A 19,170-nucleotide genomic window follows, 5' to 3' on the forward strand; every position below is an offset into this window, starting at 1 on the left:
CCGGGTACTTGGGTGTTGAGTTCGCGGCCGAATCTCGTCGGGGACTTCTGCTCGCGGTCGCGACGCCGGAGAGACCCACCGTCGACCGCGTCTCTCGACTGCGGTTCCGATAACCGAACGCCTTACACCCGGCCGACACGGATCACCTCGGCATGAACACGCTGTTTTGGGTCCTCGCGGGGATCCTCGCGTACTCCGCGGCCATGCTGTGGCTCGACAACCGCGGAGTGCTCCCCGACTCGATCCGCGTTTCCGGCCCAGTACTGACGCTTCGCACCCTCCGCGGGCGGATATTTCTCGACAGACTCGCCCGTCCGAAGCGGTTCTGGCGGGTGATCGCGAACCTCGGACTCGGCGGCGCGCTCGTCGCGATGGTCGGATCGTTCGTCCTCATCATCAACTCCGCGCGAACGACGCTCGACACCGCCCAGCCGGCCGCGATCCAACAGCCGCAGAACTTCCTCATCATCCCCGGCGTCAACGAGTTCCTCCCGCTGTCCGTCGCCCCGGAGATCGTCGCCGGCCTCGCGATCGCGATGGTCGTTCACGAGGGCGCACACGGGCTCCTCTGTCGCGTCGAGGGGATCGACATCGAGTCGATGGGGCTCGTGTTCTTCGCGCTGTTGCCCGTGGGCGCGTTCGTCGAGCCCGACGAGGAGGCGACACAGGAGGCCTCTCGGGGCGCTCGCTCCCGGATGTTCGCCGCGGGCGTCACCGCCAACACGGTCGTGACTATCCTCGCGTTCGCGCTGCTTTTCGGCCCCGTCGTCGGTGCCGTCTCGCCGGCCCCCGGCTACGCCGTCGGCGAGGTGAATCCGGGATCTCCGGCGGCCGCGGCCGACCTCGCGCAGGGCGACCGGCTGGTCGAGGTCGCCGGAACGCCGGTCGACACCGCTGACGAGTTCGAGGCCGCGCTCGCCGACGCCGGGGAGACGGTCACGGTGACCGCAGACGACGGGGACGGCGAACGGACCGTCGAGGTGGACCGGGCGCTACAGATCGTCGGCACCGCCGGCGGGAACCCGCTCGGAGTCACCGTCGATCGCGAGCCGCTTGCGGTCGAGTCGGTGAACGGGCAGTCGGTGGCGACCGAGCAAGCCTTCGTCGGCGCCGTCGGCGACGCCGAGCGCGCCACCGTGACGGTCGCGGCGAGCAACGGGAGCGACCCCGTGACCGCCGAAATCCCGATCGGCGCGTACGCGATCGCGGTCCAGGAGGGCGGTCCAATCGACGAGGCGGGCGCGGCGGTCGGCGAACCGCTGACCGTCGTCGCCATTGACGGCGAGCGAGTCCACGACGACGGCGCGCTCTCGGCGGTGCTCTCGGAGCGCGACCCCGGCGAGACCGTAGAGGTTGTCGCGTACGACGGCGACGGCGACCGCGAGCGCTACGACGTCGAACTCGACCCGCATCCGAACCGCGAGGGCGGCTTCATCGGCGTCTCGGTGTTCCCCGGCGCGAGCGGACTCGCGCTCGACGACTTCGGCGTCTCCGAGTACCCGGCGGGCGCGTACCTCGAACTGCTCGGCGGCGACGGCGGCGAGGCCGGGGCCGACGGCGTCCCGATCGGCGGGCTGAACGACTCCCCGCTCGGTCTCGCGTTCGTCGCGCTGCTGCTCCCGCTCGGGAGTCTGTTCGGGCTCCCGTACAACTTCGCCGGGTTCACCGGTCACCTGACCAACTTCTACGTCGTCGACGGCGCGTTCGCGGTCCTCGGCGGCGGGACGTTCCTGCTGGCCAACGTGCTGTTCTGGACCGGGTGGATCAACGTCCAGCTCGCGCTGTTCAACTGCCTCCCCGCGTTCCCCCTCGACGGCGGGCGGATCCTACGGATGGTCGCCGAGGCGGTCGTCAGCCGGACGCCCATCTCGAACCGCCACGCCGCGGTCCGAACGATCACGGTCTCCTCGGGACTGGTCATGCTCGCCGGACTGGTCGCGATGATCTTCGGCAACCAGATCCTCACGGCGCTCGGACTGGCCTGAGCGGACTCGGTGCGGTCCGGACGGACCCGTGACGCTGCCGATGGGGAAACCGGTTTCTCTCTGGGGCGAAACGAGGCCGTATGACCCACTCGCGAACCGTCGAACTGGAGGGCCACATCATCGACAGCGGCACGCTCCAGCGCTGCTTCGGCGCGGTGATGGATCTGGGCGGCTCCTTCGACGTGGAGGAGTTCGACGTGGGGAAACACGAGACAGAGGTGTCGTACTGTCGTCTGACCGTCACGGCCGACGACGCGGAGACGCTGCGGGCTATCCTCCACGAACTGCACCAGAACGGCGCGGTCCTCGAAAATCCGAGCGACGTCGAACTCGTCGCCGCTCCGGCCGACAGGGTCGTGCCGCCGAACTTCTACACCACCACGAACCACCCGACCGAGGTGCTGTACGACGGCGAGTGGATCGAGGTCGAGCGCATCGAGATGGACTGCGCGCTGGTGGTGGAACCCGGCGAGGAGAGCCGAGAGGGCGGTTCCGACCGCCCGCGGGCGTACACGAAGGTCCTCAACGCGGTCGAAAAGGGCGATCTCGTCGCGACCGACCGGTCCGGAATCCGCGTCCGTCCGCCGGAGCGCCCCCGGAGCGGCGGCGGCGCGTTCGGATTCATGCAGGGTGGAGTCTCCGCCGAGCGCCCCTCGGAGTCCACGATTCGAGAGGTCGCCGAAGAACTGCGAGAGGTGAACGAGACCGGCGGGAACGTGATGGTCGTCGCCGGCCCCGCGGTGATCCACTCTGGCGCGGGCGACGCGCTCGCAGACCTCGTCGAAGCCGGGTACGTCGACGCGCTCTCGGCCGGCAACGGCTTCGCCACGCACGACTTGGAGCGGTCGCTGTACGGGACCTCGCTCGGCATGAACGTCGAGACGCTCGAACACCCGCGGAAGGGGCACAAACACCACATATGGACGATCTCCGAGATCATCCGCGCCGGCGGGATCGCCGCCGCCGTCGACGAGGGGATCATCACGGACGGAGTGATGTACCAGTGCGTCGAGAACGACGTGGACACCGTGCTCGCGGGGTCGATCCGCGACGACGGCCCGCTGCCGGACACGATCACCGACGCGATCGAGGCGCAGAACGCGATCCGCGAGCAGGCCCACGAGGCCGACATCGTGCTCATGCTCGCGACGCTGCTTCACTCCGTCGCGGTCGGGAACTGCCTCCCGTCGACGACGAAGACCGTCTGCGTCGATATCAACCCCGCGACCGTCACGCAGCTCCTCGACCGCGGCTCGGCGCAGGCGGTCGGGATGGTCACCGACATCGGGACGTTCGTCCCCACGCTCGCGGAGTACGTGTTGGAGGGCGCAGCGGAGAGTGAGAGCGCGCGCGCAGACACGGCGGACGACGCCTGAATCTCACCCCGAACGATGCCTGAGTCTCACCCGACGCCCGCGACTCGGGCGGGACGCGCCTCCAAACTGCCCCACTCGGAGTCTCCGCCGCGCGAGAACGCCCGACAGGAGTTAGTAGCTCCCGACCCCATCCCCGCACATGAGCTATCTGGTCGCGACCGACGGATCGACGGAGGGCGACGAGGCCGTCAGATACGCGGCCCGGCAGGCGGTCGCGTTCTACGAGACGCTGGAGATCGTCCACGTGTTGACGCCGGAGTCGGAGCTGGTCGACGGGACGATCGTCCTCCCCGGAGAGGAGGCGGCCGTCGAGACGGGCGAGGACGTCCTCACGAACGCCCGCTCGGTCGCGGAGGCTGCCGTCGGTGACGAGCCGATAGACGTCGAGACGCAGCTTCTCACCGGGCGACCGGCCACGGCGGTCACCGACTACGCGGACGAGAATCCAGTCGACGCCATCTACGTCGGTCACCGCGGGCTCACCGAGGAGCGCGAGCAGGTCGTCGGCAGCGTCGCCAAAAGCGTCGTCGACAAGGCCGACGTTCCCGTGACGGTGATTCGGTAACGAACGTCGGTGAAAATGGAGAGAGAGTCTCCGAAGTCCCATTTTTCGGCACTTTCGATGGAGATGGGGTGCGTCACAGCCGGCGGCAACGACCACCATTACCGGTCGTTCAAAGGCCGTGGGGATCGTAGGGGTACTCGATGACAGACGACGCACTCGTCACGGCGGACTGGGTCGAAGACAACCTCGAGGCGTTCCAGGACGACGACTCGGACTTCCGACTGGTCGAGATCAACAACCCGACCGTCACGGACGACTCGGACTACACGCCCTACGAAGAGGGCCACATCCCCGGTGCGCTGAACTTCCCGTGGGACGAGGTCTTCACCGACGAGACCGAGCGCGACATCGTCTCGAAGGAGAAGTTCGCGGAGCGGAACGGAGAGGCCGGCATCGACGCCGACGCGACCATCGTCGTGTACGGCGGCGGTCGCGTTCCGAACTGGTTCGCGCTGTTCGGCTACTGGATCTACAAGTACTACGGTCACAAGGACGTGCGCGTGATCGACGGCGGAAAGGGCTACTGGGTCGCCAACGACTACCCGCTCTCGACCGACGAGCCCGACTTCACGCCGCGTGAGTACGAGGCCCGCGGCCCATTCGAGAGCGTCCGCGCGTACAAAGACGACATCGACAACGCGATCGAGGACGGACTCCCGATGGTCGATGTGCGCTCGCCCGAGGAGTTCTCCGGCGAGGTCATCGCGCCCGAGGGACTCATGGAGACCGCCCAGCGCGGCGGCCACATCCCCGGTGCGAGCAGTGTGCCGATCGGGACCACTCTGAACGAGGACGGGACGTTCAAGAGCGCGGACGAACTGCGTGAGCTGTACGCCGACGCCGGCGTCGACGGCAACGAGTCGACGATCACCTACTGCCGCGTCGGCGAGCGCTCGTCGATCGAGTGGTTCCTCCTGCACGAACTCCTCGGTTACGACGACGTTCAGAACTACGACGGCTCGTGGACCGAGTGGGGCAACCTCGTCGGCGCGCCGATCGAGACGGGCGAATAACCTCGACTGCGCGACGCGCGACTCACTTCGCGGACGATCGCTTTTTTGCGACGCCGATGGACCTGGCCAGCGGCCGCGACTCTCCGCGTGACCCCGGTGCAAACGTATTTACGGTTGTGTGCTGTATTGTGTCGTATGAACCAGAACGTCGGATCGACGGACAAGCGCGTCAGAATCTCTCTCGGTGCCGTCCTCGGAGCCGTTTCGCTGGCGACGCTCGCCAACGCCACTCCGCTGCCCGGCGTCGCCGCGCTCGTCTTCGGTGTCGCCGCGCTCGCGCTGCTCGGCACTGCCGCGACCGGGACGTGTGGACTCTACTCCCTGCTCGGCGTCGATACGTGCCCCGCGTCCGCGGGCGAGTCGCGCTGAGCAGCCGATCGAAACGACGCCAGCGAGTGGGAGGGTCTTCGTCTGGGGTGCGACCGACGTGGATGGCGACGGCTACGCCGTCGTGATAGAGGTGTTCGAAAACGCTCCGCCTGACTCCGACACCCGACCGATCTCACAACGCAGTGGTTTCTGGGACGATTCAGGTTCCATCGATCACCGATGTTGAGCACGATCGAGCGTCGAACTCGCCGAGAGTCTCCGTAGTCCAAAGAGGGTGGGGCAAGGGGGGGAGTGAACTTCCAACTACCTCTGACAAGTGTCGGTTGGAAGCCAAGAGAACATACCCCATACAGCAACCAGTAGATACTGCTTGGTGAGCAAAGACATATAAGTGGCAGAGAGCGGTGTCATTTCAGCTACATGCGAGTCTCTTCGCATCTACGAGACATGTCATACCGAGACACTCGCGTAGTTGATCGCCGGCTCGGCGCATCACACGCGATCGCAGACGAAGCCCGGTGGCGCGCGCAGCCGATTCACGCGGGGTCCGCTTTCGTGACCTCGATCGCGACGCTGTCCAGATCGACACCGATCCGGGCGAACTGCGTCCTGACGTGTTCTTTCGCCGCGTCGATCGCCGCGGACTTGGTGTCGAAACCGCGCGGCATCGGCTCCTCGAAGGCGACTCGGATCTCCTCGCCGTCGACGCGCAGCGCGGACCCGCCGCTTTCGACCTGATAAAAGGAGTCGCACACCCAGACGTACGGCGCGTCCTCGTCGGGCGCGCCCTTGTACGTCGGCGGGTCTTCGCCCCGCTCGAACACCGTCCCGGTGAGGTCGGTCCCGCCGCCGCTGCCGCGAACGAGTATCATGCCCTCGGTACGGTCCCGAGCCTGAAAAGGGACCCGCGCTCCGAAACCGCACGGCGGCCGCGACGGCAGCGGAAACGCTTTCGGCGTGGCCGGCAGTGGGTGTCACATGACGCTGGAGGACTTCACCGAGTTCGCGGACGACGGCGACGAGTCGGTGTCGCCGCGGGATACCGACGCCGGCTCGTCGTCCGGCGGTGACGACGGCGCGGATCCCGATTCCGACGGGGATGCGGAGACCGACGCCACCGAGGACGATACCGACACGGACGCCGACCCGTTCGCGGCCTACGACGTCGCGCCGAGCGGCACCGACCGCGGCCTCGGCGTCGTCTCCGTCTCGCAGGGCCTTCGGGTCGCCGAGGAGGACGACGAGACGACGCTGCGGGCGTTCGTCACGACGGGCAACCGCGAGGCGGTCAGGCTCGGGACGTACCTGCTGGTTCCGTATCCGGACGGCGAGCGCCTGTTCTGTCGGATCACGGGACTGGAGTACGCACAGGAGTTCCAGTCCGACGACGCGACAGAGATCCACGCGCGCCGACAGATGCGCCGGGACGACTTCACCGAGCGCGACTACAAGTTCATGGCCGAACTGGAGCCGATGTCGGTGATATACGGCGACGGCGACGACATGAAACGCCGGATGACGGACCGGGTTCCGAAGCCCGGCGCGATAGTCGAGGAGGCGGCCGACGACGCCGAGATCAAGACCGGGCTCAAAATCCCCGACGAGGGGGTCTTCCTCGGGCACCTCTCCGTCGGCGGCGAGAAGGTGCGGACGGCCGCGGAGCCTCCCACGGTCGACTACCGGGTAAAAGACGACTACGCCGACGGCGACCCGCTCGCGTTCCGGCACACGCTCGTCGCCGGGGGGACGGGCTCCGGGAAGACGCACGCCTCGAAGAACGTCCTCCGACAGTACCTCGACGCCGACCGCACCTACCCGACCGGCGACGGCCGGGAGTCGCAGATGGCGGTCGTCCAGTTCGACCCCCAAGACGAGTACGCGCAGATGCACGACGACAACCCCGCGATCGACGCCGACACCGCCCGTCGGCTGGAGCGCGAAGGGATCGCTCACGGCGGTCACGACGACTCCGTCGCCCTCGTACCCAGAGTCGCGAACGCGACGTATCCCGGCGAGGGCCACCGCGCCGAGCGCGTCGAGTTCACGATCCCCTTCTCGCTCGCGCGAGATATGCCGTGGCTCGTCGCCGGGTCCGGGCTCAACGAGAACCAGTACCCCGCGCTTTTGACTCTCCTCAATCGATTCTTCCGCGACTACGGCGACTCGGGAACGTACAGCCAGTTCCTCTCGTACCTCGACGACCCGGCGCTCAAGGAGGAACTCGACGAGAGCGGCCGGGTCCACGAGGCGACGTTCGACGCCGTGAAACGGCGTGTGCGCGGGGTCCCCGGCGGCGTGTTCGATCAGGACGCGAAGCCGATCACGGACCTGGACCACACGCTCGTCCGACCCGGCGGGCTCTCCGTGATACCGACCTACCACCTGCCCACGTCGCGACAGAAGGAGATCGTCGTGCTCGCGGTCGCGGGGCTGCTCGTCGACGACAAGCTCTCGAACGATCCCGACAGCGACCGAATCGAGGAGACGCCGCTTCTCATCGGGATGGACGAAGCCCATAACTTCCTCTCCGACGCGGACAACGTGCAGGCGCGGAAGGTCGTACAGACGTTCACCGAAGCGGCAAAGCAGGGACGAAAGGAGCGTCTCGGCCTCTTCTTGATCACGCAGGACCCGCAGGACATCGCGGAGTCGGTGTTCAAGCAGGTGAACACGAAGGTCGTGCTCAACCTCGGCGACGAGGATGCTATCCAGAGCGTGAACATACCCTCGAATCTCGCCGGGAAGGTACCGTACATGGAGAAGGGACAGATGGTCGTCTACTCGCCGGACAACTCCGAACCGGTGGAGCTGATCGGCCTCTCGACGTGCGTGACTCGTCACGGATGACGAGAGGCGACCCGTCAAATCGCCGGCGTCGACGCGGCCGGTACGACGCGGAGTACCGGATCACGCCCCGCCGAATTGCCGGACGCCCGGAGCCGCCGACACCCTTTTTGAGGCGACCGGCCGAAGCGTCGACATGGTCAAGCGAATCCTCGTGGCGGTCGACGGATCGGCTGAGGCGGTCGAGGCGCTGACGTTCGCGGCGACCGAGTGGCCGGACGCCGACCTGACGGCGCTACACGTCATCAACCCCGCGGACTCGACGACCGGCGCTGAGGGGGGGTTTCCCGGCGCGGTCGACCAGTGGTACGACAGCGCCACGCAGCGCGGCGAGCGAATTCTCCGGGAGGCGACCGACGCCGTCGACCGCGCGGTCGACACGAGACTGGAGGTCGGCCGACCGACCGCGACCATCCTCGCCGTCGCCAACGGCGAGAAGGCGGTCGGCGACGACGCGGAGCCTGCGCCGTTCGACCACGTCGTCCTCGCGAGTCAGGGGCGGACCGGGCTCTCGCGGGTGCTTCTCGGGAGCGTCGCCGAGGGTGTCGTCCGACGCGCGGAGATGCCGGTCACGGTCGTGCGGTGAGTCTTACTGTCGCCGGCGGTACTTCGGTTCAGTCCTCGGCTCGCTCGGCGGCGACGACCTCGCCGACCATCGACCAGTCGTCGTCGCCGGGGCCGGACCGACCGAGCAGGATCCGCTCGTAGTCCTCCGAGGAGATCAGCCGGAAGTCGGCCTCCGCGTCTTCGTCTGTCCGAGCGCCCTCGCCGCGGAACTCCCGCTGGAAGAACTCCGTCGAGGTGAACTCGAAGACTCCGACCTCGCCGTCGGCGAGTTCCAACCGCACCGGTCGAGGCTGGACGTTGTGGATCCGCTTCGCGACGGGATTGAGATCGGGCATGACAGCGACTCGGCGCGTGGTGAACAAAAAGCCGGTGGGGCCGATGCCGACACGCCGTCGGCGGTGTCGAAAGCGGACGTCCAGCGAGCGAAACTGTCACCGGAGCCGTCACTACGCGGAGTCACCGAGCAGAAATCCGCCGAAAAGCCGCGGCGAACGAGGAACTACGCGTCGAGAACGTCGTCGTAGTCGCCGGCGTCGACGCGGTCGTCGAACGTCCGGGCGTCCTCGCCGTCGATGGTGACGCCGAGGGAGGCGCAGGTGCCGCCGACTTCCTTGGCGGCGTTTTTCGTGTCGTAGGCGAGCAGGTCGCTCGATTTCTGCTCTGCGACCTTCTTCACCTGTTCGACCGTCATGTCCGCGACGAAGTCCTTCTGCGGCTCACCGGAGCCGGTCTCGAAGCCGGCCTCGTCTTTGATAAGCTCCGCCGTCGGCGGGACGCCGACCTCGATCGTGAACGAGCCGTCGTCCTCGTACTCGATCGTGACGGGGACTTCCATCCCGTCGAACGCGGCGGTCTCTTCGTTGATCTGGGACACGACGTCCTGTACGTCCACCGGGGTCGGTCCGAGCTCGGGACCGAGCGGCGGGCCGGGGTTGGCCTGCCCGCCGGGGACGAGCGCTTCGATAGTTCCAGCCATGTCCGTACGAACCCGGTGACGACTTTTAACGGTTGTTCTTTCGGGCAGCGGGCGATAGCGGTTCGCACACGCCGGTCGTCCGGCCTGTCGTCGGTCCGCGTTCCGCCCGCTGCTAGTGCGCACGCTCGCGGCCGGCTGCACCGCTCGCGCGTCTCCGGCCACCGTTCAGCTGCCGCTCGCGAGGATAGAACAATCGAAAAGCCGATACAACCTGTCGAACGCCGTCGTCAGCGGTTACAGACGGGTGACGTTCGTTGCGCGCGGGCCCTTGTCCGCTTCTTCGATGTCGAACTCGACTTCCTGACCTTCCTCTAGGTCCGGGCCGCCGACGTCCTCCATGTGGAAGAACACGTCCTCGTCCGCGTCGTCAGTCTCGATAAATCCGTAGCCGCCAGTGTCGTTGAAGAAGTCAACTTCGCCTTTCGCCATTGCGTCTGTACTGGCGAGCGGACCACATAAAAGCCTTCCGCGAGCACATCGAGCGTGTCAACGGTAGGCATGGGAGCGCTGCGGGGAATTCGCCGCAGTCCGCCGTGTTAGTAACTACTATACGACCCCGGTTCGGAACCGTTAGGTATGAGTCAGTCGTACAATCGAGGCCTCATCGAGGACTTCAGCCGCTGGCGGGAGTTCGAGGCCGGAATGTGGGCGTGGATCTTTCACAAGTTCACGGGGTGGGTGCTTATCGGCTACCTGTTCACCCACATCGCCGTGTTGAGTACCGGAATCCCGGCATCAGGCGCGAGCGAGGCCGTGCTGATGGCGGGCGAAGACGTGTACACCCAGACGATCGTCAGTCTGGAGGGACTGCTGTTGGTGCGGATTCTCGAAGTCGGTCTCCTCGCCGTCGCCGTCTTCCACATGCTCAACGGCGCGCGTCTCCTCCTCGTCGATCTGGGCGTCGGGCTCGACGCGCAGGACAAGAGCTTCTACGCCTCGCTGATCTTGACGGGAGCGATAACCGTCGCGTCGGTGCCGACGTTCATCGGAGGTGCGTTCTGAGATGGCCGAGCGCTACTCTTCGTTCCAGTCCGGTGGCCGGATGTGGCTGCTTCAGCGCGTCACGGCGGCGTTCCTGCTCGTCGTGTTGGCGTTTCACTTCTTCCTGCTCCACTTCGTCCACCACGCGGACGAAGTCTCGTTCCTCGCGAGTTCGGCACGGATGGAGACGCTGAGCTACTACTCGCTTATGATCCTGTTCCTCGTGACGGCGACGTTCCACGGCGTCAACGGCGTGTACAACGCGCTCGTCAACCAGGGACTGACCGGCACCAAGCGGACTGCTGTCAAGTGGACGCTCGTCGCCGCGAGCGTCGTGTTGGTGTTCCAGGGGATTCGAACCGCGAACGCGTGGGCTGGCGGCTTCCCGCTCTTGTAAGACAATGAGTACGCAGATACCACAACAGACCGAAGAATCGAGCGAGACGGAGACAGAACCCGAGACCGCCTCGAAGGGCGACGAGCGGCGTACCGAAAAGCGTCGGCGGGCGGCGGAAGAGCGCGAGCGCAGACAGGCCGAGGAGGCCGAGAAGGCCGCAGCCGACGACGAGACTGTCGAGCTGAAGGTGTTCCGGTACGACCCCGAGGTGGAGGGGAAACAGGAGCCGCGATTCGACACGTTCCACGTCCCGTTCACGAAGGGGATGACCGTCCTCGACGCGCTGATGTACTCGCGGGACACGTACGACTCCTCGCTCACGTTCCGGCACTCCTGCCGGCAGGCCGTCTGCGGCTCCGACGCGATGTTCGTCAACGGGGGACAGAAGCTCGCGTGCAAGACCCAGATAGCCGATCTCGAACAGCCGATCCGCGTCGAGCCGCTCCCGCACGCGGACGTGCGAAAGGACTTAGTCGTCGACATGGAGCACTTCTACGAGCAGATGGAGGCCGTCGAGCCGTACTTCCAGACGAACGAATTCCCCGACGGCGAGCTCGAAGAACAGCGGCAGACGCGGGAGAACCGCGAGAAGGTGAAGATGTCGACCCGGTGTATCTGGTGTAGCGCGTGTATGTCCTCGTGTAACATCGCTGCCGGCGACAACGAGTACCTCGGTCCCGCCGCGATCAACAAGGCGTACCGGTTCGCCATGGACGAGCGCGAGGGCGAGGATATCAAACAGAAGCGACTGGAGATCATCGAGCAGGAACACGGCGTCTGGCGGTGCCAGACGCAGTTCTCCTGCACGGAGGTCTGTCCGAAAGACATCCCGCTGACCGAGCACATCCAGGAGCTGAAACGCGAAGCGGTCAAGAATAACCTGAAGTTCTGGTGACACCGGGAGACACGCTCAAGGGACTCCACAACTAACCACTGATCATATTACCAATGTACGAACACGACGTCATCGTGGTCGGCGCTGGAGGGGCCGGACTCCGAGCGGCGATCGCGGCACAGGAAGCGGGGGCCGACGTGGCCATGGTCTCGAAACTCCACCCGGTCCGCTCTCACACGGGAGCGGCCGAGGGAGGCATCAACGCGGCGCTGCGCGACGCCGACTCGTGGGAGGACCACGCGTACGACACCATGAAGGGGTCGGACTACCTCGGCGACGCGCCGGCGGTCGAGGCGCTCTGTCGAGAGAGCCCCGAAGAGGTCATCAGGCTCGAACACTGGGGGATGCCCTTCTCGCGGGAAGAGGACGGACGCGTCTCACAGCGGCCGTTCGGCGGGCTCTCGTTCCCCCGGACGACGTACGCCGGCGCGGAGACCGGTCACCAGATGCTCCACACGATGTACGAGCAGGTGGTCAAACGCGGTATCACGGTGTACGACGAGTGGCACGTGATGGATCTGGCAGTCACAGACGAGGACGATCCGGCCGACCGGACCTGTCACGGCGTCGTCGGCTACGACATTCAGACCGGCGAGGTCAGCGGCTTCCGCGCCGAGAACGGCGTCATCCTCGCGACCGGCGGGATGGGACAGGTGTTCGATCACACCACCAACGCGGTCGCGAACACCGGTGACGGCGTCGCGATGGCGTACCGTGCCGGCGTCCCGATGGAGGACATGGAGTTCATCCAGTTCCATCCGACGACGCTCCCGTCCACCGGCGTTCTGATCTCCGAGGGTGTCCGCGGTGAGGGTGGAATACTCTATAACAGCGAGGGCGAGCGGTTCATGTTCGAACACGGCTACGCCAACAACGACGGCGAGCTCGCCTCTCGTGACGTGGTCTCCCGCGCTGAACTGACCGAGGTCAACGAGGGCCGCGGGATCGAAGACGAATACGTCCACCTCGACATGCGCCACCTCGGCGAGGAGCGCATTCTTGACCGCCTTGAGAACATCCTGCACCTCGCGGAGGACTTCGAGGGCGCGGACGGGCTCACGGAGCCGATGCCGGTCAAGCCCGGCCAGCACTACGCGATGGGAGGCATCGAGACGAACGAGCACGGAGAGACCGTCATCGACGGGCTCTACGCGGCCGGGGAGTGCGCCTGCGCGTCCGTTCACGGCGCGAACCGCCTCGGCGGCAACGCGCTACCCGAACTCATCGTCTTCGGCAAGCGCGCGGGTCGACACGCGGCCGGCGAAGACATGGGCGAACCCGAGATCGAGACCGGCAGGTCCGGCGAGTGGGAGCCCGCGGACTACGAGTTCGAGGTCGAAGTCGGCGAAACGGGCGGACGCGGTCCCGCCGCTGCCGACGGCGGTGCCGTAACGGCGGACGCGGACGGCGTCCTCACGGCCGCGGTCGACCGCGCGCAGGAGCGCATCGAGACGCTCCTCTCGCGGAGCGGCCGCAACCACGCGGAGATCCGCTCGAAGGTCCAGAAGACGATGACGGACAACGTCAATGTGTTCCGCGAGGAGCCGGGTCTCAAAGAGACGCTCGGCGACCTCCGAGAGGCCCGCGAGCAGTACCAAGACGTCGCCGTCTCCGACCCCTCGCGGACGTTCAACACGGACCTCATCCACACGATGGAGACCCGGAACATCCTCGACATCGCCGAGGCGCTCACGATGGGCGCGCTCGCGCGTCGGGAGTTCCGCGGCGCGCACTGGCGCAAGGAGAACCAGATCCGTGACGACGAGAACTGGCTGAAACACACGCTTGTCTCGTGGAACGACGGCGAGCCCGAACTCTGGTACAAGCCGGTCATTCTCGAAGGCGAGAACAAAGAGTACGAGCCCAAGAACCGCTCGTACTGACTGTCACGGTCGACCTCGATCCATCACGGTTCCTTCTGCGTCGTCGGTCGAAATTCCGCGTCCGAACACGTACCGACAGGTGTGTTCTCTGCTCAAGTCCGATCTGCGATCTGCGCTCTCTGGGGCGGACACGCCAGATATCTCTCGCTCACAGTAGTTCGACGATCGTTGAATAGGGGATTTATTATCGTCGAACGTTTTGTGTCGAGTAAGATGATGAAGACAGAACCGGCCCGCGCGGCTTCGGCACTCCCGACGGATCTGCAGTCCCCCCGTGCGAAGCTCGTGTACCTGTACCTGACGACGAACGGCGACGCGACGATCTCGGAGATGGGCGACTCGCTCGGCATGAAGAAGCTCTCGCTGTACAGCATCCTCAAGACCCTCCGGCAGGAGGGTATGGTCGATTGCGAGGGCGACACCTACGCGCTGAACTAGCTTCCCGACCGCCTGTCGGATCGATATCTGCCCCTCCAGCGGAGCGTTTAGGAGGGCCGAGAACGCAGAACGAGCGTGGACGCGAACCAACAGGAGTTCCGGAACCCGTTCGGGATGGACGAGGCGTGCGAGAACTGTCCCGAGCTGTGCGACGCACGCGACCGCGTCGTACACGGATACGGCGACGTGGGCGCGGAGTTCCTCGTGGTCGGGACGCGACCGACGGCGGCCGCCGAGACCAACGGCGTCCCGTTCACCGGCGCGGGCGGCGGCGAGGTCGTCCAGTCGATCTTCTCCGATCTCGGGTTCGTCCGATCGCCGCCGGACGCGACCGAACCCGACGTGCAGAACGTCTTTTTCACGACGCTCACGCGGTGTCATCACCCGGATCGCGGACCGACTGACCGCGAGGTGGACACCTGCGAACCGTTCGTGAACGCCGAGATCCGCATGATCAACCCGCAGATCATCGTCCCGGTCGGCGAGCGACCGCTTCGGGAGCTGGCGGTCGAGTACACGACCCGCCGGCCGGACTCCTTCGACGTCGAGGCCGAACACGCGACGACGATCCGCGGTCGGGGATTCGAGTTGGTGCCGATGAAACGCCCGACCGAACTGTCTGACGACGAGATCGACGCGTTCGTGACGCATCTTCGTCAGAACGTTCTGAGCCGAGACTACCGACAGACGAAGGGACGACAGAGTCGGTAGAAAGCGCGGAGACGGGTGCGTGCGTTAGCTCGACTGGCCGTCACGTTCCTCTCTGTCGTCGATCGCGTCTCCGAGCAGATCCGTCGTCGCGTCCTCGCTGTCGGCACCGAACGCGCAGTCGATGAGGATGTGTCCGCCGAGCGTCGTCGGCGAGATGACTTGGTCTGCGCCCGCGCGCCTGAGCTTGTTGACGTTCTCTCGTTGAGTCGCGGCTGCGACGATTCTGACGTCGGGGTTGAGCTGTCGCGCGGTGAGGATGGCGAGCGCGTCGCGGGCGTCGTCCTCGGTCGCGACGACGACCGCGCGAGCGCCCGAGATGTTGACCCGTTCGAGGGGCTCGACGTCGCTCGGGTCCGCGGTCGACACCGGTATCTCCCGGTCTGCAAGCCGTCGAGCCGCGGTCTCGTCGGTCGTCACCACTGCGTACTCGACGCCGCCGCGCTCGGTGAGTTCTTCGAGTATCGGTTCCGTCAGGTCCCCGTACCCCAACACGAGGACGTGGTCGTCGAGGAGGTCTATCTGTTTGTCAGTCATCTTTCCGAGTGCCTTGGAGAGCTGCGCCTCGATTGCGGGCGTGAGCAGGACACCGAGCGCCACCGCGAACGCGGCGACGTTCATCACGAGCGAGGAGAGCACGAACAGCTGTGCGATGTCGGACTCGGGTCCCGCGCCGGGGTGAACGTCGCCGTATCCGACGGTAGAGGCGGTGACGACGGTGAAGTAGAACGCGTCGACGATCGTCTCGATCCCTTCGAAGTCGTCGCGCAGCGCGTAAGAGCCGATCGTCCCGTACGCGACGGCGCTCACGAGCGCCGCGCCCGCGGCGAGTTGCGTCGGTGACGGGGAGTACGACCGGTCGAACCGCCCGCGATTGATCACGAGCGCCGGCACCGAGAGCACCGACAGAGCGACGAGCGGGAACGAGAGCACCGAGGCCTGCATCAGCCCCTGTACCGCCGTCAGCGGGAGCAGTACCGCAGTCGAGTACCAACCGACGCGGTAGCCGTTTTTCAGTGCGAACCCGCTTCCGAGCATCGAGAACCCGGTGATAGTCCCGGTGAACCCCACCGTCTGCCGGACGACATCCGGGACGTACGGGGCGAGCGGTCCGTCCACGCCGACCCCGCCGATCTGAGCGAGCCCGGCGAGGATCGACAGCAGCGCGACCGCGAACGTCAACGCGATGGACGCGCGCACGGTCACCCAGTCCCGGGTCAGCTCCATGTTCGCCCATCGCCGAGGCCGGACTTAAGTTCCGCGAGCCGCGTTCGTCGGGTCGGCACGACGGCGCGCGAGGCAACACTCGATCCGCTCGCGCCGACACACGTTTAACGGCCGCGTCGGTTGGGTCGATATGGCACTTCCCGTCGAGATCCTCTTCGGAATCTACCTCGGGGCCATCACGGGTATCGTTCCCGCGCTGGTGGCCGGCGTCTTGGGATTCATCTTCAAGTACGTCACCGACGTGACGATCCCCGGGCTCGGAGTCGTCGTTCTCTCGCTCGCCATCGCGGGTATCAACGGCGGGCTTCTCGCGCTCAACGACGAGACGATCCGATCGTCGGAACACGCGCCCGCGCTGCTCACGGCGATCGTCGTCGTCCTGATGCTCTCTCTGTACGCCCACGCGCAGGGGGACAAACTCGGAGCCAGCGTCCCGAAGCGGATCTCCCTCCAGCAGCTCCGGGACCGCACGCTCTCGTCCGACGTGATCGAGCTTGTCGGCGGCCGCGGCCGCGTCACCGTCGAGATCGCGGGCGAGGTGAGCGACATGGAAGGGTATCCGCCGCTGCCGGCCGAGACTCGCCACGAGATCGTCGAGGGCGACTGGGCGTTTCCGGCGGACCTCCCGCTCGTCGAGTTGGAAGACCGGCTCGCCGAACGGCTCCAGACCGAGTTCGACCTCGCGGACGTGGCCGTTCGGATCGACGAGCAGGCCCGCGCGACGGTCGCCGCCGCACCGCCCACCGGCGCGCTCTCGAAGCGCGTGCCCGCGGGAAAACGCGCCGTGTCGGTTCCGGCGTTCGTCCCGACCGGAATCGCCCGGGGCGACCTCGTTCGCGTGGTCGCTCCCGACCTCACGGTCGAGGGAACGGTGCTCGCGGCGCGCTCCAGCGGGGCGGTCGACATGGCGAAGTCGACACGTGCGACGACCCCCCACGGGGACGAGGGCGACGGCGAACGCGACGACGCGCGGACCGACGGGGGAGCGCCGCCCGCCGCGACGCCGGCACCGGTCCCGGCGGCCGCCCCGACGACGACCGGCGGCGAGGGGCGCGTGACGATCGCCGTCGATCGCTCGGCGGCGACGAAGCTCGTGGACGCCGACCGCGGGCGCGTGCTCGTGCTCTCCCGTGGCACTCGGCGGGAGTACGAGCTGACGAGTCTGCTCCGCCGCGCGGGAAAGCGGTTCCGCAAGGTGTCCGTCGTCGCCGGAGGCCCGCTCGACGGACACACGATCGGCGAACTCGAGATCCGCGAGACGTACGGCGTGGCCGTCCTCGCGGCGCGTCACGACTCGTGGACGGTCGCCCCGAGCGGATCGCAGTCCCTGTCGGCCGACGACGACCTGTTCGTCGTGGGCAGCAGGGACGCCCTCGATCGGTTCGCGGAGGTCGCGCGATGAGTGACCCGGTCGCGTCGTGGCTCGCCGTCCTCGTCGTCGACGGTCCCGTCATCGAGGTGGGGTTCGCCCGCCCGCGACAGGCCGCCGCCGCGCTGGTGACGTTCGCTGTCCTCGCCGCGCTCGTCGCCGGCGCGGCCGCCCTGACGTACCGGTGGTACTTCCGGGACGCGATCCCCGAGGGGGTCACAGCGCTGCTCGGCGTCGCCGTCGTGGCGCTGTACCTCAACACGACCTCGCTCGGCGCGATAGCCGCCGGGGAGAGTCCGACGCTGTTCGAGCCGGAGAGCGCGTTCTTCAACGTCATCGCCCTCGGAGTGGCGGCGGTCACGGCCCCGGTCGGCCGGTACGCCGGCGATCGGCTCGCGGTCGACGTGTTCGCGCTCTCGGGTGCCAGGCAGCTGGAGGGAGAACTGAGCGGCGTCGTCCGAGCGGTCGGTCGGTTCACGGCCGTCACCCTGCCGCGGGCGGACGACATCGAGGACATCGACACGTACGACCCCGTCACGACCGAGAAAAAGACCGAACTCGCCGAAAAGACGCTGCTGTTCCCCAGGCGGCTCACCGCCGGAGAACTCAGAGAGCGTCTCGTCTCGCGGATCAAAAGCGAGTACGGCGTGGGATACGTCGACGTCGACGTCGCGGCCGACGGCGTCGTCGAGTACTTCGCGGTCGGCTCCCGAGCGGCCGGACTCGGTCCGACGCTCGCTCCGGGATCGGCCGCTATCGCCGTCGCTGCGGACCCGCCGAACAACGCCACGGCCGGTGACACGGTGCAGGTGTGGGGGACGGAATCGGAGCCGAAGCGACTCGCGACGGGCGAACTGCGCGGCGTCGCCGGCGACGCGGTGACCGTCGCGCTCGACGAGTCCGACGCGGAGAAGCTGGTCGACGAGACCGGATACCGACTCGTGACGCTCCCGGCGGAACCGCAGGCGGACCGCGAGTTCGCGTCGCTGCTGCGTACCGCCGACGAGACGATGGGGGCGGTCACCGTCGAGGCCGACAGCCCGCTCGCCGGACGCGCCGTGGGCGACGTCGAGACGGTCGTCGCCGCGGTCCGGCCCGCGGCGGGCACCGTCCAGCCGATCCCGCCGCGATCGTACGCGTTCGCCCCCGGAGATCACGTGTATCTCGTCGGGCGCCCAGACGTGCTCCGCCGGATCGAAGCCGACGCCAAGGGGTCCGGAGACGGCGACGACGGCGGTTCAGACACCGATGACGGCGACGCCGGCGACACGGCGGGGGACGGGACGCAACGCTCTTGAGGCGTCCGCACGCGGTGTCCGATATGGAGTGGAATCTGTTCGCAGACCTCGCGGAGATCGCTGGCGACCGCGCGATCGCGGTGGACGCGGAGCCGGGCGACACGGTCGGCGACGCGCTCGACGACCTGCTCGACTCACACCCCGCCCTCCGAGAGCGCGTGATCGAGGACGGCGAACTCGCGGACCACATCAACCTCCTCCGAAACGGCCGGAGCGTCACCCACGACGACGGACTGGCGACGACCCTCGAAGCGGGAGACGAACTGGCGCTTTTCCCCCCCGTTAGCGGCGGCCGAGCCGACTGACGGATCGGTCGTT

General features: G+C 67.0%; 21 protein-coding genes. 16 read left to right on the forward strand and 5 right to left on the reverse strand.

Features of this window, described 5'->3' with window-relative positions; genetic code table 11:
* Positions 1 to 152 precede the first annotated feature (152 nt).
* From ACZ45C_RS06965 to ACZ45C_RS06985, 5 genes are all read left to right on the forward strand, one after another.
* Positions 153 to 1,985 (forward strand): site-2 protease family protein, encoded by a 1,833-nt coding sequence (locus tag ACZ45C_RS06965; RefSeq protein WP_460559860.1) that lies wholly within the window; start codon positions 153 to 155, stop codon positions 1,983 to 1,985.
* Between the two features lie 80 nt (positions 1,986 to 2,065).
* Positions 2,066 to 3,361, forward strand: coding sequence for an ornithine cyclodeaminase, nickel-pincer nucleotide-dependent (locus ACZ45C_RS06970; RefSeq protein ID WP_460559858.1), 1,296 nt, complete (start codon positions 2,066 to 2,068; stop codon positions 3,359 to 3,361).
* Positions 3,362 to 3,500: 139 nt separating this feature from the next.
* Positions 3,501 to 3,926, forward strand: coding sequence for a universal stress protein (locus ACZ45C_RS06975; RefSeq protein WP_460559856.1), 426 nt, complete (start codon positions 3,501 to 3,503; stop codon positions 3,924 to 3,926).
* A gap of 140 nt (positions 3,927 to 4,066) precedes the next feature.
* Positions 4,067 to 4,939 (forward strand): sulfurtransferase, encoded by an 873-nt coding sequence (locus tag ACZ45C_RS06980; protein ID WP_460559854.1) that lies wholly within the window; start codon positions 4,067 to 4,069, stop codon positions 4,937 to 4,939.
* Positions 4,940 to 5,074: 135 nt separating this feature from the next.
* Positions 5,075 to 5,308, forward strand: coding sequence for a YgaP family membrane protein (locus ACZ45C_RS06985; RefSeq protein WP_460559852.1), 234 nt, complete (start codon positions 5,075 to 5,077; stop codon positions 5,306 to 5,308).
* A 497-nt stretch (positions 5,309 to 5,805) separates the two neighbouring features.
* Here ACZ45C_RS06985 and ACZ45C_RS06990 read toward each other — a convergent pair whose 3' ends face one another.
* Entirely contained in the window at positions 5,806 to 6,141 is a 336-nt protein-coding gene (locus tag ACZ45C_RS06990; protein WP_460559850.1) for a DUF7113 family protein, read from the reverse strand.
* A gap of 106 nt (positions 6,142 to 6,247) precedes the next feature.
* On the opposite strand from ACZ45C_RS06990, the gene ACZ45C_RS06995 reads away from it, so the two are divergent.
* Positions 6,248 to 8,116 carry an ATP-binding protein gene (locus tag ACZ45C_RS06995; protein WP_460559848.1) on the forward strand — a complete coding sequence of 623 codons (1,869 nt, stop codon included), beginning with the start codon at positions 6,248 to 6,250 and terminating at the stop codon, positions 8,114 to 8,116.
* Positions 8,117 to 8,249: 133 nt separating this feature from the next.
* Positions 8,250 to 8,699, forward strand: coding sequence for a universal stress protein (locus ACZ45C_RS07000; RefSeq protein ID WP_460559846.1), 450 nt, complete (start codon positions 8,250 to 8,252; stop codon positions 8,697 to 8,699).
* A 28-nt stretch (positions 8,700 to 8,727) separates the two neighbouring features.
* Here the strand turns inward: ACZ45C_RS07000 and ACZ45C_RS07005 are convergent, their stop codons facing one another.
* From ACZ45C_RS07005 to ACZ45C_RS07015, 3 genes are all read right to left on the reverse strand, one after another.
* On the reverse strand, positions 8,728 to 9,015 hold the full coding sequence (locus ACZ45C_RS07005; RefSeq protein ID WP_460559844.1) for a transcriptional regulator: 288 nt from the start codon (positions 9,013 to 9,015) through the stop codon (positions 8,728 to 8,730).
* Between the two features lie 164 nt (positions 9,016 to 9,179).
* The gene (locus tag ACZ45C_RS07010) at positions 9,180 to 9,656 is read right to left on the reverse strand and encodes a 50S ribosomal protein L11 (protein ID WP_460559842.1); all 477 of its coding nucleotides are present in this window, start codon (positions 9,654 to 9,656) and stop codon (positions 9,180 to 9,182) included.
* Between the two features lie 234 nt (positions 9,657 to 9,890).
* On the reverse strand, positions 9,891 to 10,085 hold the full coding sequence (locus ACZ45C_RS07015; RefSeq protein WP_004046659.1) for a cold-shock protein: 195 nt from the start codon (positions 10,083 to 10,085) through the stop codon (positions 9,891 to 9,893).
* A gap of 147 nt (positions 10,086 to 10,232) precedes the next feature.
* Between ACZ45C_RS07015 and sdhC the strand changes: the two genes are divergently transcribed.
* The 6 genes from sdhC to ACZ45C_RS07045 all read left to right on the forward strand — a co-directional run bounded on the left by sdhC (position 10,233) and on the right by ACZ45C_RS07045 (position 14,961).
* Complete coding sequence (gene sdhC / locus ACZ45C_RS07020) at positions 10,233 to 10,658, forward strand: succinate dehydrogenase, cytochrome b556 subunit (RefSeq protein WP_460559840.1); 426 nt, start codon at positions 10,233 to 10,235, stop codon at positions 10,656 to 10,658.
* Between the two features lies 1 nt (position 10,659).
* Positions 10,660 to 11,034 (forward strand): succinate dehydrogenase/fumarate reductase transmembrane subunit, encoded by a 375-nt coding sequence (locus ACZ45C_RS07025; protein WP_460559838.1) that lies wholly within the window; start codon positions 10,660 to 10,662, stop codon positions 11,032 to 11,034.
* Positions 11,035 to 11,038: 4 nt separating this feature from the next.
* On the forward strand, positions 11,039 to 11,929 hold the full coding sequence (locus tag ACZ45C_RS07030) for a succinate dehydrogenase/fumarate reductase iron-sulfur subunit (protein ID WP_460559836.1): 891 nt from the start codon (positions 11,039 to 11,041) through the stop codon (positions 11,927 to 11,929).
* A gap of 53 nt (positions 11,930 to 11,982) precedes the next feature.
* Complete coding sequence (locus tag ACZ45C_RS07035) at positions 11,983 to 13,812, forward strand: FAD-binding protein (protein WP_460559834.1); 1,830 nt, start codon at positions 11,983 to 11,985, stop codon at positions 13,810 to 13,812.
* Positions 13,813 to 14,025: 213 nt separating this feature from the next.
* Complete coding sequence (locus ACZ45C_RS07040) at positions 14,026 to 14,250, forward strand: TrmB family transcriptional regulator (protein WP_460559832.1); 225 nt, start codon at positions 14,026 to 14,028, stop codon at positions 14,248 to 14,250.
* Positions 14,251 to 14,325: 75 nt separating this feature from the next.
* The gene (locus ACZ45C_RS07045; RefSeq protein ID WP_460559830.1) at positions 14,326 to 14,961 is read left to right on the forward strand and encodes a uracil-DNA glycosylase; all 636 of its coding nucleotides are present in this window, start codon (positions 14,326 to 14,328) and stop codon (positions 14,959 to 14,961) included.
* A gap of 24 nt (positions 14,962 to 14,985) precedes the next feature.
* On the opposite strand, the gene ACZ45C_RS07050 is transcribed toward ACZ45C_RS07045, so the two are convergent.
* Positions 14,986 to 16,185, reverse strand: a complete 1,200-nt coding sequence (locus ACZ45C_RS07050; RefSeq protein ID WP_460559828.1) for an NAD-binding protein — start codon at positions 16,183 to 16,185, stop codon at positions 14,986 to 14,988.
* Between the two features lie 130 nt (positions 16,186 to 16,315).
* On the opposite strand from ACZ45C_RS07050, the gene ACZ45C_RS07055 reads away from it, so the two are divergent.
* The 3 genes from ACZ45C_RS07055 to ACZ45C_RS07065 are packed head-to-tail and all read left to right on the forward strand — an operon-like array spanning position 16,316 to position 19,157.
* Positions 16,316 to 17,587, forward strand: coding sequence for a potassium channel family protein (locus ACZ45C_RS07055; RefSeq protein WP_460559826.1), 1,272 nt, complete (start codon positions 16,316 to 16,318; stop codon positions 17,585 to 17,587).
* The gene (locus ACZ45C_RS07060) at positions 17,584 to 18,852 is read left to right on the forward strand and encodes a cation:proton antiporter regulatory subunit (RefSeq protein WP_460559824.1); all 1,269 of its coding nucleotides are present in this window, start codon (positions 17,584 to 17,586) and stop codon (positions 18,850 to 18,852) included. Before ACZ45C_RS07055 ends, ACZ45C_RS07060 begins: the two co-directional genes overlap by 4 nt.
* Before the next feature lie 23 nt (positions 18,853 to 18,875).
* Complete coding sequence (locus ACZ45C_RS07065) at positions 18,876 to 19,157, forward strand: ubiquitin-like small modifier protein 1 (protein ID WP_460559822.1); 282 nt, start codon at positions 18,876 to 18,878, stop codon at positions 19,155 to 19,157.
* The last annotated feature ends 13 nt before the right edge of the window (positions 19,158 to 19,170 follow it).

The organism is Halorubrum pallidum (assembly GCF_055380345.1).

What these genes read in the sequence shown, in the direction of transcription:
- ACZ45C_RS07010 (WP_460559842.1), bottom strand. Translation starts at nt 9,656, where the DNA reads ATGGCTGGAACTATCGAAGCGCTCGTCCCCGGCGGGCAGGCCAACCCC.
- ACZ45C_RS07015 (WP_004046659.1), bottom strand. Translation starts at nt 10,085, where the DNA reads ATGGCGAAAGGCGAAGTTGACTTCTTCAACGACACTGGCGGCTACGGA.
- ACZ45C_RS07000 (WP_460559846.1), top strand. Translation starts at nt 8,250, where the DNA reads ATGGTCAAGCGAATCCTCGTGGCGGTCGACGGATCGGCTGAGGCGGTC.
- ACZ45C_RS07055 (WP_460559826.1), top strand. Translation starts at nt 16,316, where the DNA reads ATGGCACTTCCCGTCGAGATCCTCTTCGGAATCTACCTCGGGGCCATC.
- ACZ45C_RS06985 (WP_460559852.1), top strand. Translation starts at nt 5,075, where the DNA reads ATGAACCAGAACGTCGGATCGACGGACAAGCGCGTCAGAATCTCTCTC.
- ACZ45C_RS06965 (WP_460559860.1), top strand. Translation starts at nt 153, where the DNA reads ATGAACACGCTGTTTTGGGTCCTCGCGGGGATCCTCGCGTACTCCGCG.
- ACZ45C_RS07025 (WP_460559838.1), top strand. Translation starts at nt 10,660, where the DNA reads ATGGCCGAGCGCTACTCTTCGTTCCAGTCCGGTGGCCGGATGTGGCTG.
- sdhC (WP_460559840.1), top strand. Translation starts at nt 10,233, where the DNA reads ATGAGTCAGTCGTACAATCGAGGCCTCATCGAGGACTTCAGCCGCTGG.
- ACZ45C_RS07030 (WP_460559836.1), top strand. Translation starts at nt 11,039, where the DNA reads ATGAGTACGCAGATACCACAACAGACCGAAGAATCGAGCGAGACGGAG.
- ACZ45C_RS06980 (WP_460559854.1), top strand. Translation starts at nt 4,067, where the DNA reads ATGACAGACGACGCACTCGTCACGGCGGACTGGGTCGAAGACAACCTC.
- ACZ45C_RS07035 (WP_460559834.1), top strand. Translation starts at nt 11,983, where the DNA reads ATGTACGAACACGACGTCATCGTGGTCGGCGCTGGAGGGGCCGGACTC.
- ACZ45C_RS07050 (WP_460559828.1), bottom strand. Translation starts at nt 16,185, where the DNA reads ATGGAGCTGACCCGGGACTGGGTGACCGTGCGCGCGTCCATCGCGTTG.
- ACZ45C_RS07040 (WP_460559832.1), top strand. Translation starts at nt 14,026, where the DNA reads ATGATGAAGACAGAACCGGCCCGCGCGGCTTCGGCACTCCCGACGGAT.
- ACZ45C_RS07065 (WP_460559822.1), top strand. Translation starts at nt 18,876, where the DNA reads ATGGAGTGGAATCTGTTCGCAGACCTCGCGGAGATCGCTGGCGACCGC.
- ACZ45C_RS06995 (WP_460559848.1), top strand. Translation starts at nt 6,248, where the DNA reads ATGACGCTGGAGGACTTCACCGAGTTCGCGGACGACGGCGACGAGTCG.
- ACZ45C_RS06975 (WP_460559856.1), top strand. Translation starts at nt 3,501, where the DNA reads ATGAGCTATCTGGTCGCGACCGACGGATCGACGGAGGGCGACGAGGCC.
- ACZ45C_RS07005 (WP_460559844.1), bottom strand. Translation starts at nt 9,015, where the DNA reads ATGCCCGATCTCAATCCCGTCGCGAAGCGGATCCACAACGTCCAGCCT.
- ACZ45C_RS07060 (WP_460559824.1), top strand. Translation starts at nt 17,584, where the DNA reads ATGAGTGACCCGGTCGCGTCGTGGCTCGCCGTCCTCGTCGTCGACGGT.
- ACZ45C_RS06970 (WP_460559858.1), top strand. Translation starts at nt 2,066, where the DNA reads ATGACCCACTCGCGAACCGTCGAACTGGAGGGCCACATCATCGACAGC.
- ACZ45C_RS06990 (WP_460559850.1), bottom strand. Translation starts at nt 6,141, where the DNA reads ATGATACTCGTTCGCGGCAGCGGCGGCGGGACCGACCTCACCGGGACG.